This is a genomic window from Actinomadura viridis (genome assembly GCF_015751755.1).
Lineage (GTDB): Bacteria > Actinomycetota > Actinomycetes > Streptosporangiales > Streptosporangiaceae > Spirillospora > Spirillospora viridis.
Map to the genome: position 1 here is coordinate 1,088,115 of NZ_JADOUA010000001.1, position 16,224 is coordinate 1,104,338.

A 16,224-nucleotide genomic window follows, 5' to 3' on the forward strand; every position below is an offset into this window, starting at 1 on the left:
GCCTTCATCGTAGGCCGCCCGGGGGCGCCGGGCGGTGGCGGTGTTCCAGGAGGGGGAGGAGGGCGCGGGCCGGCCGGCGGCGCGGGCCCGGACGGGAGTGCCAGGTCGACAGGACGGTCCAGAGGCGGGTCAGGGGCAGGTGGTCCGGGGCGCCGTGGACGTCGTCGAACTCGATCAGGCGGAGACCGCGGACATGGCGGGCGAGCAGGGCGGTCTCCCGGGCGGCCGGGATGATCTCGTCGTGGCGGGCGGCGGCGTAGTAGAGGGGGATGCCGAGCCGGTCCAGCTCCCCGGGGGTGAGGGCCCAGTCCTGGACGGCCGCCGCCAGCCTCTCCTCGGGCAGCCCGGTCAGGTGCGCGAGCGTGCGGACGGTCGTACGGGGCAGGCGGGGCCAGTGGTCCGGCGCGAACGTGTGGCGGATCGGCGCCCCGACCGTGGTGATCGCGCGGACGCGGGCGTCGTCCAGGGCCGCGCGGATCGCCAGGTGGCCGCTGAAGCTCAGCGCCACCAGGTGGGTGCGCGCGGCGTCCGCCCGGGTGGAGAGGCGGTCGATCAGCTCGGTGAACAGGCGCGGGCTCGCCGCGTCGTAGCGGAGGGCGTTCTCCCCGACGCCCGGCATCTCGGTGACGGCGATCGTCGCGCCGAGCGCCCGGGCGCGGGCCAGGATCGGCGCCCACTGCTCCTTGGCGCTGACGATCCCGCCCGTCACGATCAGCAGCGGGCGCGGCCGGGGATCCGGGGCGCTCACCCAGCAGACCACCCGGCCCCCGATGTCGAACTCCAGGCGGTCGATGCCCCCGCGGGCACGCCGCCAGCGGTCGAAGGCGTCCACGGAGGCCGCCGCGGCCTTCTCCCGTTCCGGGCCGTCCACGAACGGGAACCTGGCGAGGTTGTAGTGGCGGCAGGCGGCGAGGTGGGCGCCTCGGGCCTCGTGCCGCCGGGCCTCGGCGCTCCACACCTCCGCCCACGAGTCCGGGCCGACGCGCGACAGCACCCGCCGGCAGTGCCGCGGGGACATGCCGGTGGCGCGGGCGTGCAGGACGACCAGCTCGCTCAGCTCCCGCAGCTCGTCAGAACGCATCGGCCTCGAGCTCCCGTTTCAGGTCGGCCAGGATGTCCGCGGCCTCGGCGCCGTCGATGACCCGGTGGTCGAAGGTGAGGGAGAGCCGCATCCCCGGCACGACGGCGACCCGCCCGTCCCGGACCGCGGGGATGTCGCGGACCCGGCCCACGCCGAGGGTCACCGGGGGGCCGCCGCAGGCGAAGAACGCGTTCACCGGGCGGTGCCCCAGCGAGGACACCGCCACCGTGCCCAGCCGCCCGCGGCGGGCGGCGGCGCCGAACAGGAGCCGGCCGAGCGGCACGGGGAGCCGGTGCAGCAGCCGCACGCCGGCGTACTCGGGGGCCGTGGCGACGTCCAGGTCGCGCAGGCGGGCCACCTCCTTCTGGATCCCGGCGAGATCGGCCAGGTGCGCGTCGCGGATCACCGTGGTCGCCACGATCCGCCGTCCGCGCAGCGCCGTGTCGACGGCCAGCTTCACGTCGACGCCCGCCCGCGGCGTGACCCGCGGGGCGATCCGGCCGCGGACGACCACGTTGGCGTCGGGCCGGCGGGCCATGACCCGGCCGGCCGCCAGGATCACGTAGCTGACGAACGACGCCCCGCCGGCGGCCCGGTCCCGGACGACCCCGGTCATGTCCACCTCGGTGTCGATGTGGCAGGGATGGGCCCGGCGGTTGTGGGCGAGGAAGACGTGGGTGTGCCGGCGCTCCGGCACCGCCGTGCTCACGGCGCGTCCCCCGCCTCCAGCAGGGCGCGCACCTCGCGCAGCGTCCGGGCCTCCAGCAGGTCGGCCAGGTCGAGCCGGCGTCCGGTGGCGGCCTCGGCGCCGAGCAGCAGCCGCAGCAGGTACAGCGAGTCCCAGCCCGGGAGCCGGTCCAGCTCCAGGTCCAGGTCCCCGGCGCCGACCGGGAGGCCGACCTCGTACCGAACGAACGCGGGGAAGTCATCGAACCGGTGCACGCGCGCCCCTCCTTTCGCATTCCTTGTCGAGTTCCACGGTCACGCTGAGGTGCTCCGCCTCGGGCAGAGGGCCGGTGAGGTCGTGGCGGTAGAGCTCGGTGTCCCCGTCGAGCCCGGCGGGCGTGAAGCCGTGCCGCGGGTAGAAGTCGCGGACCGGCGCGTTGCGCGGGCTCGGCCGGTACCTGCCGCGGACGGCGGCCAGCCCCGTGCCGCGGGCGTGCGCCAGCAGCGCGGCCAGGCACGCCGTCTCGATGCCGCGGGAGAACACCCGGCAGCTCAGCAGCAGGTTGACGATCTCCAGCGTGCCCCCGTCCCGCCGCGCGAAGGCGCACCCGACCAGGCCGTGGTCCCCGAACCGGTCCGCCGCCCGCGCGGCGAGGACGAGCGTGCCCGGCCGCTCCGCGAACGCGCGGACCTCCGCCTCGGTCATCCGCGCCGTGGTCAGGTTGAACCGGTTGGTCCGCAGTGTCAGCTGCGCGATCCTGGCGTGGTCGGCGGAGCCCGCGCGGAACAGCTCGGCCCGGCTCGCCAGCGCCTCCCGGTACTCGCCCGCGGAGGGCAGGGACGCCCGCAGCGCGCGGCGGCGCTCCTCCGTCCGGTACCGGCCGGTGCGGGCCGCGTCCTCCGCGGTGGTGTGCGGCACCGCGAACCAGTCGCCGGCCAGGAGCCGTTCGACGTGCAGCGCGGGGTCGCCGGGGACGGGGACGACGGCGACCGAGGGCAGCAGCGCCCGCGCCATCCCGCATTCGGAGGGGTGGTCGTCGACGAAGACCAGGCCCTCCGGCCCCAGGCCGAGGCGGTCGGCGATGTCCGCGAGGGCCTCGGGCTTGGGCCGCCCGGACGCCTCCACCGCGACGAAGTCGCGCTCGCGCACGACCATGTCCGGATGCTCGCGGAGCGCCCGCGCCACCTCCTCCGGGTCGTTCTTGCTGCTCACCGCGAGCAGCACGCCCTGCGCGCCGAGCTGCCGGACGACGCGCTGGAAGGAGCGGTACGCGGCGCCGCGGGAGGGGCCGCCGACCACCACGCCGGCCGGCCCGTCGTCGGCGAGGACCCCGCCCCACAGCGTCCCGTCCAGGTCCAGGACCAGGCATTTCCTCGCCCGGCCGCGCAGCCCCCGGATCAGGTGCCCGACCTCGCGGCAGTACGCGGCGAGCAGGCCCGCCGAGAAGTGCGCCCCGGCGTACGCGCTCAGCCGCGCGTCCAGCGCGGGCCCCGTCTCGGCCACGAGCGGATCGGTGTCCACCACCAGGACGCCGGGCCGGCCGGCGCCCAGTTCGAGGAGGGCGGCGTTGAACGAGCGCCACGCCGCGCCGGCGCGGGCCCGCGACCGGTGGTCGATCAGCTGGTGCGTGAACCGTCGCAGCAGCGGCAGCGTGTTGAGCACGAGCGTGCCGCGGCCGTGGGCGCGGTAAGCGGCCACCAGGCCGCGGAGCTGCTCCAGCTTCGCCGCCAGGGCCCGTTCGAGGTCGGCGGCGTCCCAGGGCAGGGGCAGCTCGTCGACGACCGCGTGCCCGTCCAGGACGCACAGCGTCACCTCGGCGTCCCGCGCGTACAGGCCGCCGTCCGGGTCGGACAGGTCGGTCACGTACCGGCCGTACGGGCGGACGGCGACGTCGGGGAGCAGCCCGTGCCGGGCGATCTCGGCGGTCAGCGGCGCGGCCAGCGGGGTCAGGGTGAAGTTCCCGGTGACCGTCACCCGGACCCGCGGGATCCGCGGATGCGCCGCGGCGACCTCGGCGGGGTCCACCCCGGCCAGCCGGTGCCCGGCCGCGGCGGCGTGCTCGGCGGGCAGCCCGGCCAGCAGGGCGGGCAGCCGGTCGTAGGCGCCCGCCAGCCCGCCGTCCCCCGCCAGCCGGTCGAGTTCCTCGACCACCTGGCGGGCGTCGTCGTCCGGGCGTTCCATCGCGGGCCTCACTCCCGCTCCAGGGCGAGCCCGCCCTTGATCCACTTGCTGGACTCCACGGTCAGGCACAGCGCGCGCCCGCCCTGGGCGATCTCCTCCAGCAGCCGCTCCAGCTGCAGGAACGGCAGGGCGTTGCCGTTGTTGCCGGTCCGGGCGACGCAGCTGATCTCCCGGGCCGCCTTGACGTCGTCGCGCAGCCGGGCCGTGATGGCGCCGGTCATGCGGCCCGACAGCTGCGGCGGCAGCAGGTGGCCGACGTCCTCGGCCGCCCAGCCCAGCTCGCTCAGCAGGTCCCACATCAGCTCCACCGCGAGGTCGGGGACCTCGCTCTCGATGGCCTTGTAGTCCTCGGAGGCGGGCACGGGCGGACCGTCGCGGTCCGCGCCGTCCAGGTCGGCCGCGCCGTACCACTCGATGGTCTGGCCGGGCCGCCGGCCGAGGCCGGTGAGCTGGTTGAGGACCTTCGGCACGGCGAGCCGGCCCGCGGCCCGCGCGGACGTCAGCACGGCCGCGCCCGCGCCGTCGGCGAAGACCATGAGGTTGACCAGCTCGCGCGGCGGGAGCCCGCGCACGTCCCGGTGCAGGGGCAGGTGCTTCACGCACACGTCGCCGCCCAGGACCAGCCCGGTCCGGTGCGACGGCTCCTTCAGCAGCATGCGGGCGACGTCGAACGCCTGGACAGCCCCCGCGCAGCCGGACTGCAGCTGGTAGGTCGGCACCCGGTCGACGCCGAGCCGTTCGGCGACGATGTTGACCGTCGCGGGCATCAACCGGTCCGGCGTGGCCGTGGCCAGGACGACGAAGTCGATGTCGGCGGCCCCTGTCCCGGCCCCGTCCAGCGCCCGCCGGGCGGCCTCGGCGCAGAGGTCGGCCAGGGTGTGGGTGCGCTCACCGGTGGCCAGGTCGGCGGCGAAATACCGGGTGCGGGTGCCGACGAACGTCTCGATCCACGCGGCGTCGAGCCCGAACCGCGCGGCCAGCGCCGCGTTGTCGACCGGGTCGCCGGGCAGCGCGGACGCCGCCGCGAGGATGCCGGGGACCGGCGCGAGGACGCCCGGGACCGGCGCGGTCACGCGGGGTCCTTCCGCCGCGCCGGCACGGCGGAGGCGGGCGGGTGCTCGCGTGCCCACGCTTCGCGGGCCGCCCGCGCCACCGGGTCGCCCGCCGAACCGGACCGCAGCACGCGCTCGTCGGTCCGGTCGATCCCGGCGCCCGCTCTCCGTACCAGCCGCAGCGCCTTGGCCCTGACCAGGGCGGGCAGGTAGACGGCCACGGTCAGCTTGCGCGGGTAGACCAGCCGGGCCCGGCCGCGTTCCAGCGCCCGGACGGTGGCGGCGGCGACGTCCTCGGCGCGCACCACGGGCAGGTTCTTCAGGACGTACTCCGATCCGGGCGCGTGCCGCACCTCCGCCAGGATCGGGGTGTCCACCGGTCCCGGCGTCACCTCCAGGACGCGCACGCCGCAGTCGGCCAGTTCGAGCCTCAGGGTCTCGGTGGCCAGGGCCAGCGCCGCCTTGGACGCGGAGTAGTGGCCGAGCCCGGGCCAGCTGCGGTACTGCATCATCGAGGTGACCATGACCACGGTGCCGTCGCCGCGCCGCCGCATCTCCGGGAGCAGCGCCCGGACGAGCGCCAGCGGGCTCCAGAAGTTGGTCTCGAAGACCTCGCGGCCCTCGTCCCGGTCCCCGACCGCCCACTGGTAGCCGCTGACCCCGACCCCGGCGTTGTTGATCAGGACGTCCACGCCGCCGAGCGCCTCCCGCGCCCGCCGGGCCAGGTCCTCGGCGGCGCCGCGGACCGACAGGTCGGTCACCAGGACGGCCGGGCGCCGCCCGCCCGCCCGTTCCACCTCGTCGGCGAGGCGCGACAGCGGCTCCTCGCTGCGCGCGGCCAGTGCCAGGACGGCGCCCCTGGCGGCCAGCGCGCGGGCCAGTGCCCGGCCGATCCCGCTGGACGCGCCGGTGAGGAGAACCCGGCGGCCGTCGATCGAGTGCGGCATGGTGCCGTCCTTCCCCGGCGGGCCGCCGGCCCGCCGCGCTGCTTTCGGTGATGCGTTCGGTGACCTGTCCGGTGATGCGTCCGGTGGCCCGCCGGTCTGCCGGAGGGTGTAGTAGGTGCCCTGCCAGATCCGGCGCTTGAGCGGCGGGGTGCGGTCGATGAGGCGGTAGAGGCCGCGCCGGGCCCGGACCAGCGCGGGACCGCCGAGCGCGAAGGCCCGTTCCTGCCGCATCTGCAGCCGCCGGGCCCGGCGGACGGCCGGTTCCCGGAGCCGCTGGAAGCGTTCGGACGCCGCGGTGAGCCGGGCCGCCGTGCCCGCCGCGCCGGGAGGGCCGTCCAGTGCCCGGGCGACCAGCGGGGCGAGCGTGACCGCGTCGATGATCGCGTGGTTGACGCCCTGCCCCAGCACCGGCGACAGGGTGTGCGCCGCGTCGCCGATCAGGACGAGCCCGGGACGGTGCCAGGTGGGCACGATCGTGGTGAAGATGTCCAGCAGGCCGACCTGGGACCAGTCGGTCAGCCGCTCCTCCAGGTCCCCGGCCAGCTCCGGCGCCAGCGCGGCGAGCCGGGACCGCACGGCCTCGATGCCCTCCGCCCGGATCGTCCGGTAGCCGCCCTTGGGAATGTTCAGCCCGACCCGGATCATGTCCGGGTGGGTCGGCAGCAGCAGGGCGTGCTCGTCGCCGCGGATCCGTACCCGCACGGTGTGGGGGTCCCAGCCGGGCGGCAGCGGCAGTCTGCACCACAGCACGTCCCGGTCGAGCGGCACCTTCCGGCCGCTGAGCCCCGCCAGCGTGCGGATCCGGCTGTAGCGGCCGTCGGCGCCCACGGTCAGCGCCGCCCGCACCTCCACGGTGCCGTCCGGTCCCTGGCAGCGCACCCCGGCGATCCGGCCGTCCCGCTGGAGCAGCTCGGCGGCCGTGGTGCGGCGCAGCAGGACGCAGCCGGGGCGGGCGGTGGCGGCGTCGGCGAGCGCGTTCAGCAGGACGGGCTGCGGCAGCTCGACCGGGAACCGGTGCCGGCTCGCGAACCGCGCCGCGAGGCGGGCGAAGTCGACGCTGAGGACCCGGTCGCCGCCGTCCACGATCTCGAACCGGCGGGTCGGCCGGATCGGGATCCGGTCGCGGATCGTGCCGAGCACGCCCAGCCGGTCCAGCAGCCAGACCGAGTCCGGTGAGATCGACTCGCCGCGGAACGAACGCTCGAACCGCGCGGTCCGCTCCACCACGATGACGCTCACGCCGCGCCGCGCCAGCTCCAGTGCCAGGGCCAGGCCGCCCGGACCGGCACCGACGACGCAGACGTCGGCGGTGCGGGTCTCGGTGGTGCCGCGGGGCGGATCGGCCGTCGGGGTCATGTCGCCTCCCTCATCGTCGCGGGCCGGGTGCGGAGATGGGCCGTCAGGCCGGCCACGGTGTCCCCGCCGGCCAGCAGCGCCCGGACCGGGACCGCGGGACGCCCGGGCAGGCGTTCCTCCAGTTCGCGGGCGAGCTGCTGGAACATCACCGAGTCCAGGCCCAGGTCGGCGTGCAGGCTCGCCGCCGCCGCGATCCGGTCGGGGGAGTGCCCGCAGACCGCCGCCAGCGCGGCGCGCACGGCCGCGGCGTGCGGATCGTCCGCGCAGGCGGCCTCGGCGGCCCGGATCGGGGCCGGTGCGGGGGCCGGCCCGCTCTCCGGCGGCGGGTCCGGTCGCTCCCGCGGACGGTCCAGCACCGTCCCGACCTGGGTGGAGAAGCGATGCTCGGTGGAGAACTCGTACGGCGCCAGCCTGTACGGGGGCGGCGGGTCGTCGGGGTGGAGGACGTCCCAGTCCGGGTCGGCGCCCGCCCGGTACAGGGCCGCCGCGACCTCCAGCAGGTCGTCGCAGACGATGCCGCCCGCGGTGCCGCCCGCGGTGCCGCCCGGGCCCGCGCAGGCGTTCAGCAGGACGGGGGCGCGGTCCCGGCCCATCCGCCGGATCAGCGTGGTCAGCGTGGGGCGCGGCCCGGCCTCCACCACGTGCGTGGGGCCGGTCGCCAGCGCGGTGGCGATCGCCGGCCCGAACAGCACGGGCGCGGTGATCTGCCCGGTCCAGTATCCGGCGTCCAGGGGGACCTCACCCAGCGGGCCGCCCAGGACCGTGGAGAAGACCGGGATCGCGGGCGGGGCGTGGCCGACCGTACGGGCGACCTCCGCGAACCGTTCGGCGGCGGGCCGCATGAGCGGCGAGTGGAACGCGTGCGCGACCGTGTCCAGGGGAAGGACGTCCCGGGCGGGCAGCATCGCGCGCAGGCGGTCCAGGACGCGCCGCTCCCCGGCGAGCACCACGTCGCGCGGCCCGTTGACGGCGGCGACGCACACCGCCGCCTCGCCCCCCGAAGCCCTTGAGACCCCCGCGGCCCCCGAGCCCCGCGGGCCTTCCGCGCCGTCGAAGCCGTCGAGGAACGCGGCGGCGCGGGAACGGGACCAGCGCAGGCCGAGCATCGCCCCGTCCCGGGGAAGCTCCTCCATGATCCTGCCGCGGGCGCCGACCAGCCGGGCCGCGCCGGGCAGCGACAGGGCGCCGGCCAGGCAGGCCGCCGCGAACTCCCCGACGCTGTGCCCCAGCAGGAACGCCGGTTCCGGGCCGAGGTCCATCAGCGTGCGGCCGAGCGCGTACTCCACGGCGAACAGCCCCGGCTGTGCGTACGCGGTCCGGTGGATCCGCCCGTCGCCGTCCAGGATCAGGTCGCGCACCGACAGCCCCACGTGGGGGCGCAGCGCCTCGTCGGCCGCGTCCAGGTGCGCCCGGTACCGCGCCGACGTGCGGTAGAGCGCCGCGGTCATGCCGGGGTACTGGGCGCCCTGCCCCGGCAGGACCAGGCCGATCGCGGGTTCCGCGCGGCCCGCCCCGCCCGGGGCGCCGAAGCTCGCCGCGCCGGTGAGCGGGCCCGTGCCGTCCGCCGCCGACGCCAGCACGGCCAGCAGCTCCCGGTGATCGGTGACGGGGGCGGCGAACCGGTGCGCCAGGCCCGTCTTCACCCGGTTGGAGGCGCGGCAGAGCGCGGCGGGATCGCCGTCCTCGTACCGGGCGAGCCGCCGGTGCTGCGCCGCCAGGTTCCGGCGGAGCCCCTCGGGACCGTCGGCCGACAGCGTGAACACCCCGCCCCGCCCGGGGGTGCCCTGCCCGCCCGGGCGGGGACGCGGGCGGGGCCGTTCCCGCCGCGGCGCCGCCTCCAGGACGAGATGGGCGTTGGTGCCGCCCAGCCCGAACGCGCTCACCCCGCCGACCAGCGCGTCCGGGCCCAGCCTCACCGGCGCCTTGGCAAGCCGCAGGCCCCGGCTCGCGAGCCGCAGCGCGCCGTTCTCCGTTCGGGCGTGCGGGCTCGGCGGCAGCAGCCGGTGGTGCAGCGACAGCGCCAGCTTGACCAGCCCCGCCGCCCCGGCGGCCCCCTCGCAGTGCCCGATGTTGCCCTTCACCGACCCGATCAGGCACGGCCGGTCCCGGGAGCCCGCGCGCAGGTCACCGAGGGCGGACGCCTCGATCATGTCCCCGAGCACCGTCCCGGTGCCGTGCGCCTCCACCACGCCCACGTCCGCGGGACGCACCCCGGCCCGATCGCAGGCCGCCGCGATCACCTCCCGCTGGGCCCCCCTGCTGGGCGCGGTCAGCCCGTTGCTCCGGCCGTCCTGGCCGACCGCGCCGCCGCGGATGACCGCGTACACCGGCGCGCCCGCGGCGAGCGCGTCGTCCAGGCGGCGCAGCACCACCATGGCGACGCCCTCGCCGCGCCCGATCCCGTCGGCCCCGGCGCTGAACGGCTTGCAGCGCCCGTCCGGCGCCGCGAGCCCCGCCCGCGCGTAGAAGACGTGCAGCGCCGGGGTCAGGATCGCGTTGACGCCGCCCGCGATCGCGAGGTCGCATTCGCCGAGCGCGAGGGAGGTGCACGCGAGGTGGACGGCCACCAGGGAGGACGAGCACGCCGTGTCGACCGCCATGCTGGGGCCGCGCAGGTCCAGCAGGTACGACAGCCGGCCGGCGATCATGCCGTGGCCGGCGCCGGTGCCCAGCGCCGGGGTCACCGCCCGCGGGTCGGCCAGCCGCCAGGTCCACTCGCCGCCCATCACGCCGAGGAACACCCCGGTCCGCCCGCCGGCCAGGTCCGGCGGGCGGACGCCCCCGTCCTCCAGCGCCCGCCAGGCGCACTGCGCCGCCATCCGCTGCTGCGGGTCCATCGCCGCCGCCTCGGCGGGCGCGATCCCGAAGAACGCGTGGTCGAAGGCGTCGAGATCGTCCACGAACCCGCCCCGGGACGGGACGCCGGCCGGCGGGCCGCCCGCCCACCGGGACGCGGGGACGGGGCCGATCGCGTCCCGGCCGCGCACGAGCATCTCCCACAGGGCGTCCGGGCCGTCGGCGCCGGGCAGCCTGCAGTCGATCCCGGTGATCGCGATCGGGGTCATGACCGGGCGAGCTCCGCGTACAGGTGGCGGGCGATCGCCTCCACGGTCGGGTGGTCCCAGGCCAGGGTGGGCTCCACGGCCAGCCCGAACCGGTCCTCGATGTCGGAGCACACCGCCAGCGCGTACACCGAGTCCAGCCCGTAGTCGGCCAGCGGCCGGCCCGGGTCGATCCGTCCCGGCGGCAGCTCGGCGTACGCGGCGACCAGTTCGGTCAGCCACGCGCCCAGCTCCTCCCGGGACACCGGGCCGGGCCGTGCGCCGGGCTGCGGGCGGGCTGCGGGCATGGGGTCCATGGGGTCTCCCTGTCTCGTCCGACGCGTCTCAACCGGCCACGGGCCGGTCGGCCAGGTCCAGGCTCCGCGGGGTCTCGTGGCGGGCGACCAGCTCGGCGAACAGCCGCTCGCGCAACGGGGCGGGCAGGACCGCGGGGGCGCCCTCCAGGCGGCCCGCGATCCGGTGCAGCGCGGCGGCGGCCCACGCGGGGTCCCGCAGGAACGGGTCCGCGCCGGCGCGTCCGTACCGCCAGATGTTCACGCAGGCCGACGCCGCCAGCAGCAGGGCGTAGCGCTCCGCCAGGCCGAAGCCCACGTCCCCGGCCAGCGGGGTGCGCTCGCGCGGCGGTAGCCGCCCGCACCGGCCGAGGAGGTCCCGGCGTGCGGAACGGAGGCGGTTCACGAGGGCGGGCACCTCCTCGCCGGACGATCCGGTGCGGGTCAGCTCCGCCAGTCCGGGGAGGAGCGCGGCGTGCAGGCCGTCCGCGCCCCGTGAGGTCAGCGCCAGGCGGCCGGGGCGCAGCGGGGGCGGCGGCTCCCCGAAGCGGAACAGGGCCGCGGGCGCCGCCCGGTCGTCCCCCGCCGACTCGGACTCCCGCGCGCCGCGCGCCAGGGCGGGCAGCTGCGGGACGATCGCCGACAGGCAGGCGGCGGGGCCGGCGTGCCCCAGCCCCAGGGCGGGCAGGTCGCGCAGATGCTTCTGGAAGATCGCGTGCTCGCCCTCGCGCAGGTAGAACCGGGCGCCCAGGACGCGGGCGAGGGAGTCGGCCGCCTCGGCCAGCAGCCGGGGCACCAGGTACTTGGCCGCCGCCGCGGCCACGCCCGCCTGCTCGGGGAGGACGTGCGGCGCGCGGCAGGCGCAGGTGGCCAGCGCGTCGCAGGCCAGCAGGTCGGCGAAGGCCGCCGCGAGCACCTCCCTGACCTGCGGCAGGTCGGCGACCCGCCTGCGGTACAGCCGCCGTCCGAGGGCGAACCGCAGCGTGGTGCGCAGCTGCGTGTCGAGCGTCCCCACGGCCATGGAGGGCAGCGCGGCGCGGGTGAGTTGGAACGCGCGCAGCGCCGTCTCCATCCCGCCGCCGGGCGGGCCGACCAGGCTGCCGGGCGGGACCGCGCAGCCGTCGAAGACCAGCCCGCCGAGGTGGCAGCCTCGCATCCCGACCGTGCCGTAGCGGGGCAGTTCGCGGACACCGCGCAGGTCGGCCCGTTCCAGCAGGAGGAGGGAGTGGCTGCGGCTGCCCGCCGCGGGCGAGGTCCGGGCGAACAGGACCAGGGCCTCGGCCCGGCCCGCGTTGTTGATCACTTCCTTGGCGCCGCGCAGCCGCGCCGGCTCGCCGCCGGTCACGCGGAAACGCTGCCCGGCGAGGTCGTTGCCGCTGTCCAGCTCGTGGAAGCACACCGCGGCCCGGCCGCCCCTGAGCAGCAGCCCGGCCAGGCGGCGGCGCTGTCCCGGATCGCCCGCCACCCACACGTTCACGGCGGCCATCAGCGAGGTCACCCCGTACCCGAGTCCCAGCGCCCCGTCCCGCCGGAACACCGTCCGCAGCCGCACCGCCATCTCACCGAGATCGGTCAGGCGCCCGCCCAGCTCGGCGGGCACGAACTCGTGGTTGAGCCGGTGCGCGTCCAGGAGCTCCTCACCGCCCGGGAGTGGCTCGGCCCGCTCGTCGGCGGCGACGACGGCGGCGAACCCCAGCGGGTTGCCCGGGTCCCACGGGTCGCCGAACCCTCGCTCCAGTGCAGACGGGACCCCGGACGGCACGCCGGACGGGACGCGGGACGGGACGCGGGACGGGACGCCGGACGGGACGCCGGGCGCGGGCGGGTTCGCGGCGCTCACCGGGCACCGTCCCCGGCCACGCCCGGGATCAGGGACGTGCGCAGCCCGCCCGGCACGTCCAGCACGGCGAGCAGCCGGTCGAACACCTCGCCGCCGCCACCGCCGCCGTCACCGTCCGCCAGGCCGCGTAACGCGTGCCCGGGCAGCGCCCGCAGCAGGCAGGCGCGCAGCCAGAGCGCGTCGGCCCACAGGTCCGCCGTGTCGCCCTCCGCCGCCCAGTCCCGGTTGTCCAGCCACAGCCACAGGCACGCGCAGGCGGCGTACAGCGAGGCGTACCGGCGGGCCAGCAGGAACGCCTCGGGTGGAACGTCGCGGGCGGTCGGCCGGTGGGCGGCCATCTCCTCGTGCAGGCGGGCGGCCTCCGCGCCCAGCAGGCCGGCCAGCACCACCGTCTCCTGCGGGACCCGTCCCGCCGAGCCCAGCGCGCGGATCTCCGCCACCGCGACCGGGAGGCTCTGCACCAGGCTGCAGCCGGACCCCGCGGTGAGGCGCAGCGCCGCCGGATCGAACGGGGTCGGCGGGTGCCGCAGGGCGAGCGCGCCGGCCAGGCCGCGGCGATCGGCCCGTCCCCTCCGGTGACCCGCCGCCAGCACCGGGAAGTGGGCGATGAGCGTCTGCAGGTTGACCGTCGTGTTGCCGTCGAACAGCGCGACGATGCGGTGGTCGCGCTCGATCTTCTGGAACGCGCCGTCGCCGGGGCCGTCCCCGGTGCCGCCGGTCAGGAACGCGCGGGCGCCCAGCACCTCCCCGAGCCGGGCGAGCACGCCCTCGACCGTGGTCGGGACGAGGTACTTGGCGACGGCCGAGCTCACCGGCAGCTCGCCCGGCAGCGCGTGCGCGCTCCGGCTCGCGACGAGCCCCACCGCCTCGGCGAGCAGCAGGTCGGCCGCGGCCCGGCCGAGCGTGCGCCGGGTCAGCGGCAGCGCGGCGACCGGGCGGCCGTACCGCCTCCGCCGGGCGGCGTACCCCGCGGTGAGCCGCAGCGCGGCCGAGCCCGCGCCCAGCGACAGCGCGGCGCACATGGTCCGGGTGAGCTGCAGCGCCTTCAGGACGATCTCCAGCCCGGCCCCCGGCGCCCCGACCAGCGTCGAGGCCGGGACCGGGGCGCCGTCGAACGCGATGCCGCTGATGTCGGCCCCGCGGATGCCGTGCGTGCGGACCTTGGGCAGGCGGCGCACCGTTCCCGGCGGCAGCCGCCGCAGGTCCACGGCCAGCAGGCTGAAGCCGCGCGGCCCGCCGCCGGGCGCGGTCCGGGCGAGCACGCACGCGATCCCGGCCCGGCCGGCGTTATTGATCAGCCACTTCTCCCCGTCCAGCCGGTAGCCCGGGCCGTCGGCGGTCGCGGTGACCTCACCGGCCAGCAGGTCGCTGCCGTGATCGCGTTCGGTGAGGGCCCAGCACACCACCGTGCCGCCGATCACCTCCCCGGCCAGCCACCGGGCCTGGGCGGGCCCGGCCGCGATCCAGGACGTGACGGCGCCGAGATAGGTCTTGCCGTGCGCGATGGCCACGGTGAGGTCGCGTTCCGCGAGAAGCCGCACGAGCTGGAGCACGTCCTCGTAGCTCTCCAGCGCGCCCCCGAGGGCGTGCGGCACATAGAAGCGGGGCAGGCCCGCGGCGTCCAGCGCCCGGCACGCCTCGCCGGGGAACTCCTCCCGCGCGTCCAGCCCGGCCACGGCCGCGCGGGTGAACGGGCCGCCCGGAGCGTCCGGGTCGCCGAGGAGACGGCGCAGCCAGGCCGTCCGCTCGTACGGCGGGTAGGTGACGCGCGGCGCCGCCGGCCGTTCCGGGGACTCCCCGGCCCGCCCGGGCTTCTCCGCCGGTCTCGACTTGTCCGCCGGTCCGGCCTTCTCTGCCGGGCCGGCCTCTCCGGCGGGCGCGGTCATCGTGCCGCTCCCTCGGCCACCGGGTCCGCGGCGGGGTCCGTGGCAGGGGCGGTGGCGGGGGCGGTTGCGGCGTCCTCAGCCCGTTCCAGGGTGCCCTCCAGGTGCGCGGCGCGCGCCAGGTGCCGCTGGATCTTGCCGCTGGTGGTGCGCGCGAGCGTGCCCGGCTTGACCAGGACGACCACCGCGACCGCCGTCGCGAACTCCCGCCCCAGGTGCCGGCGGATCGCCGACTCGACCTCGGCGAGCGGGGTCCCGCGCAGCCGCCGCGGCCTGATCTCGGCCGCCACGCCGATGGCGTCCCCGCGTGGCGTGGCGACGGCGAACGCCGCCGCGGTCCCGGTGAGCGCGGGGTGGACGCCCGCCGTCTCCGCCTCGATGTCCTGCGGGTACAGGTTCCGGCCGCGCACCACGATCACGTCCTTGAGCCGGCCGGTCACGTACAGCTCGCCGTCCAGCCGGGCGCCCAGGTCGCCGGTGCGCAGGAAGCCGCCCTCGCCGTCGGCGGCGGTGGCCCCGAAGACGCGCCCGGTGAGCGCGGGCCGGTTCCAGTAGCCGAGCGCCACGGCCCCGCCCCGGACCCAGATCTCGCCGACGTGCCCGTCCGGCAGCTCCGCACCGGTCTCCGGATCGACGATCCGCAGGCCGGACGGGGCGGCCGGGCCGCAGCTCACCAGCGTGCGGGCGGCGGCCCGCGGCGCCGCGGGCCGTACCCGCCCGGCTTCCAGCGTCCGCGGGTCCACCCTCAGCACGGTGGGCTCGCGATGCCGGGGGTCCCCGCTGACGAACAGGGTGGCCTCGGCGAGGCCGTAGCAGGGCGACAGCGCCCGCGCTTGGAAGCCCGCGCTCCCGAAACGCTCGGCGAACGCCCGGAGCGTGCCCGCGCGGACCGGTTCGGACCCGTCCAGCGCCACCCGCCAGCGCGACAGGTCCAGCCCCGCCAGCTGCTCGCCGGTCACCCGGCGCACGCACAGGTCGTAGGCGAAGTCGGGCATCGCCGTCGCGTTCACCCCCAGCAGGTCGATCGTCTCCAGCCAGCGGTGCGGACGCTTCAGGAAGGTGATCGGTGCCATGACCACGCAGGTCAGCCCCTGGTACACGGACTGGAGGAACAGCCCGATCAGCCCCATGTCGTGATGCCAGGGAAGCCAGCCGCCGATCCGCCCGTCGCCGTCCAGGCCGATGTGGCGCTCGACCGCCGCGGCGTTGTGCAGCAGGTTGGCGTGAGAGACGATCACGCCCTTCGGGTCGCTGGTGGACCCCGAGGTGTACTGCAGGAACGCGGGCGCGTCCGGCGGCGGGGCGGCGACGGCGTCCTCGGCCACCGCCTCGTCGGCGTCACCGGTGGCGGTGTCCAGCCACCGGGCGTCCGGGCCGAGGCCCGGCGCCAGGTCCGCCCGCAGCCGCGGCAGGTCGTCGCCGTCGGCGAGCACGACCGCGACGCCGGCGTTCCGGACGATGCCGGCCACCCGCCTGGACTGCTGCGAGGTCCCCTCGGGCGGCGGCGCCGGGACCGGGATCACCCCCGCGTACAGGCAGCCGAAGAAGGCGCGTGCGAACCCGGGCCCGGACGGGTGGAGCAGCAGCGCCCGGTCGTCGGGCGCCGCGTGGCCGGCGAGGCGGGCGGCGACCCGGCGGGCGTCCCGGTCCAGCTCGGCGTAGGTGACCGACTCCCGTGCTCCCGCCCGCGGGTCGTCCACGAAGACCAGCGCCTCCCGGTCCCCGCGGTCGGCCCGGCGCTCGCGGAGGATCTCGACGAAGTTCTGCGGCATCGGTGGCTCCGGCTCTCGACTGCACGCGCTATGCCGCCGACGTTAGGCAGCGCCGTTCGGCCGCTCAATAGCAAGAGGCTGACAAGAACGCTGGAAACCCTCCCGGCGGCC

General features: G+C 77.2%; 11 protein-coding genes. All 11 read right to left on the reverse strand.

From position 1 onward, the window contains the following. Nucleotides 1-4: 4 nt before the first annotated feature. The 11 genes from IW256_RS04740 to IW256_RS04790 are packed head-to-tail and all read right to left on the reverse strand — an operon-like array spanning nt 5 to nt 16,113. Nucleotides 5-1,081 carry an alpha/beta fold hydrolase gene (locus tag IW256_RS04740; RefSeq protein WP_197009778.1) on the reverse strand — a complete coding sequence of 359 codons (1,077 nt, stop codon included), beginning with the start codon at nt 1,079-1,081 and terminating at the stop codon, nt 5-7. Beyond that, entirely contained in the window at nt 1,071-1,790 is a 720-nt protein-coding gene (locus IW256_RS04745) for a 2-oxo acid dehydrogenase subunit E2 (protein ID WP_197009779.1), read from the reverse strand. The genes IW256_RS04740 and IW256_RS04745 overlap by 11 nt, the downstream gene beginning before the upstream one ends. Continuing rightward, nucleotides 1,787-2,023: a hypothetical protein gene (locus IW256_RS04750; protein WP_197009780.1), complete on the reverse strand. Its 237-nt coding sequence runs from the start codon at nt 2,021-2,023 to the stop codon at nt 1,787-1,789. The genes IW256_RS04745 and IW256_RS04750 overlap by 4 nt, the downstream gene beginning before the upstream one ends. Next, nucleotides 2,007-3,929 carry an HAD-IIIC family phosphatase gene (locus IW256_RS04755; RefSeq protein ID WP_197009781.1) on the reverse strand — a complete coding sequence of 641 codons (1,923 nt, stop codon included), beginning with the start codon at nt 3,927-3,929 and terminating at the stop codon, nt 2,007-2,009. Before IW256_RS04755 ends, IW256_RS04750 begins: the two co-directional genes overlap by 17 nt. Nucleotides 3,930-3,937: 8 nt before the next feature. Beyond that, entirely contained in the window at nt 3,938-5,002 is a 1,065-nt protein-coding gene (locus IW256_RS40835) for a 3-oxoacyl-ACP synthase III family protein (protein WP_197009782.1), read from the reverse strand. Beyond that, the gene (locus IW256_RS04765) at nt 4,999-7,284 is read right to left on the reverse strand and encodes an SDR family NAD(P)-dependent oxidoreductase (RefSeq protein WP_197009783.1); all 2,286 of its coding nucleotides are present in this window, start codon (nt 7,282-7,284) and stop codon (nt 4,999-5,001) included. Before IW256_RS04765 ends, IW256_RS40835 begins: the two co-directional genes overlap by 4 nt. Further along, complete coding sequence (locus tag IW256_RS04770) at nt 7,281-10,349, reverse strand: type I polyketide synthase (protein WP_197009784.1); 3,069 nt, start codon at nt 10,347-10,349, stop codon at nt 7,281-7,283. The genes IW256_RS04765 and IW256_RS04770 overlap by 4 nt, the downstream gene beginning before the upstream one ends. Beyond that, nucleotides 10,346-10,642 carry an acyl carrier protein gene (locus tag IW256_RS04775; RefSeq protein WP_231403662.1) on the reverse strand — a complete coding sequence of 99 codons (297 nt, stop codon included), beginning with the start codon at nt 10,640-10,642 and terminating at the stop codon, nt 10,346-10,348. The genes IW256_RS04770 and IW256_RS04775 overlap by 4 nt, the downstream gene beginning before the upstream one ends. A gap of 28 nt (nt 10,643-10,670) precedes the next feature. Further along, nucleotides 10,671-12,458 carry an acyl-CoA dehydrogenase family protein gene (locus IW256_RS42650; RefSeq protein WP_197009785.1) on the reverse strand — a complete coding sequence of 596 codons (1,788 nt, stop codon included), beginning with the start codon at nt 12,456-12,458 and terminating at the stop codon, nt 10,671-10,673. Next, complete coding sequence (locus IW256_RS04785) at nt 12,455-14,344, reverse strand: acyl-CoA dehydrogenase family protein (protein ID WP_197009786.1); 1,890 nt, start codon at nt 14,342-14,344, stop codon at nt 12,455-12,457. Before IW256_RS04785 ends, IW256_RS42650 begins: the two co-directional genes overlap by 4 nt. Beyond that, nucleotides 14,341-16,113, reverse strand: a complete 1,773-nt coding sequence (locus IW256_RS04790; protein ID WP_197009787.1) for a fatty acyl-AMP ligase — start codon at nt 16,111-16,113, stop codon at nt 14,341-14,343. The genes IW256_RS04785 and IW256_RS04790 overlap by 4 nt, the downstream gene beginning before the upstream one ends. Nucleotides 16,114-16,224: the final 111 nt, after the last annotated feature.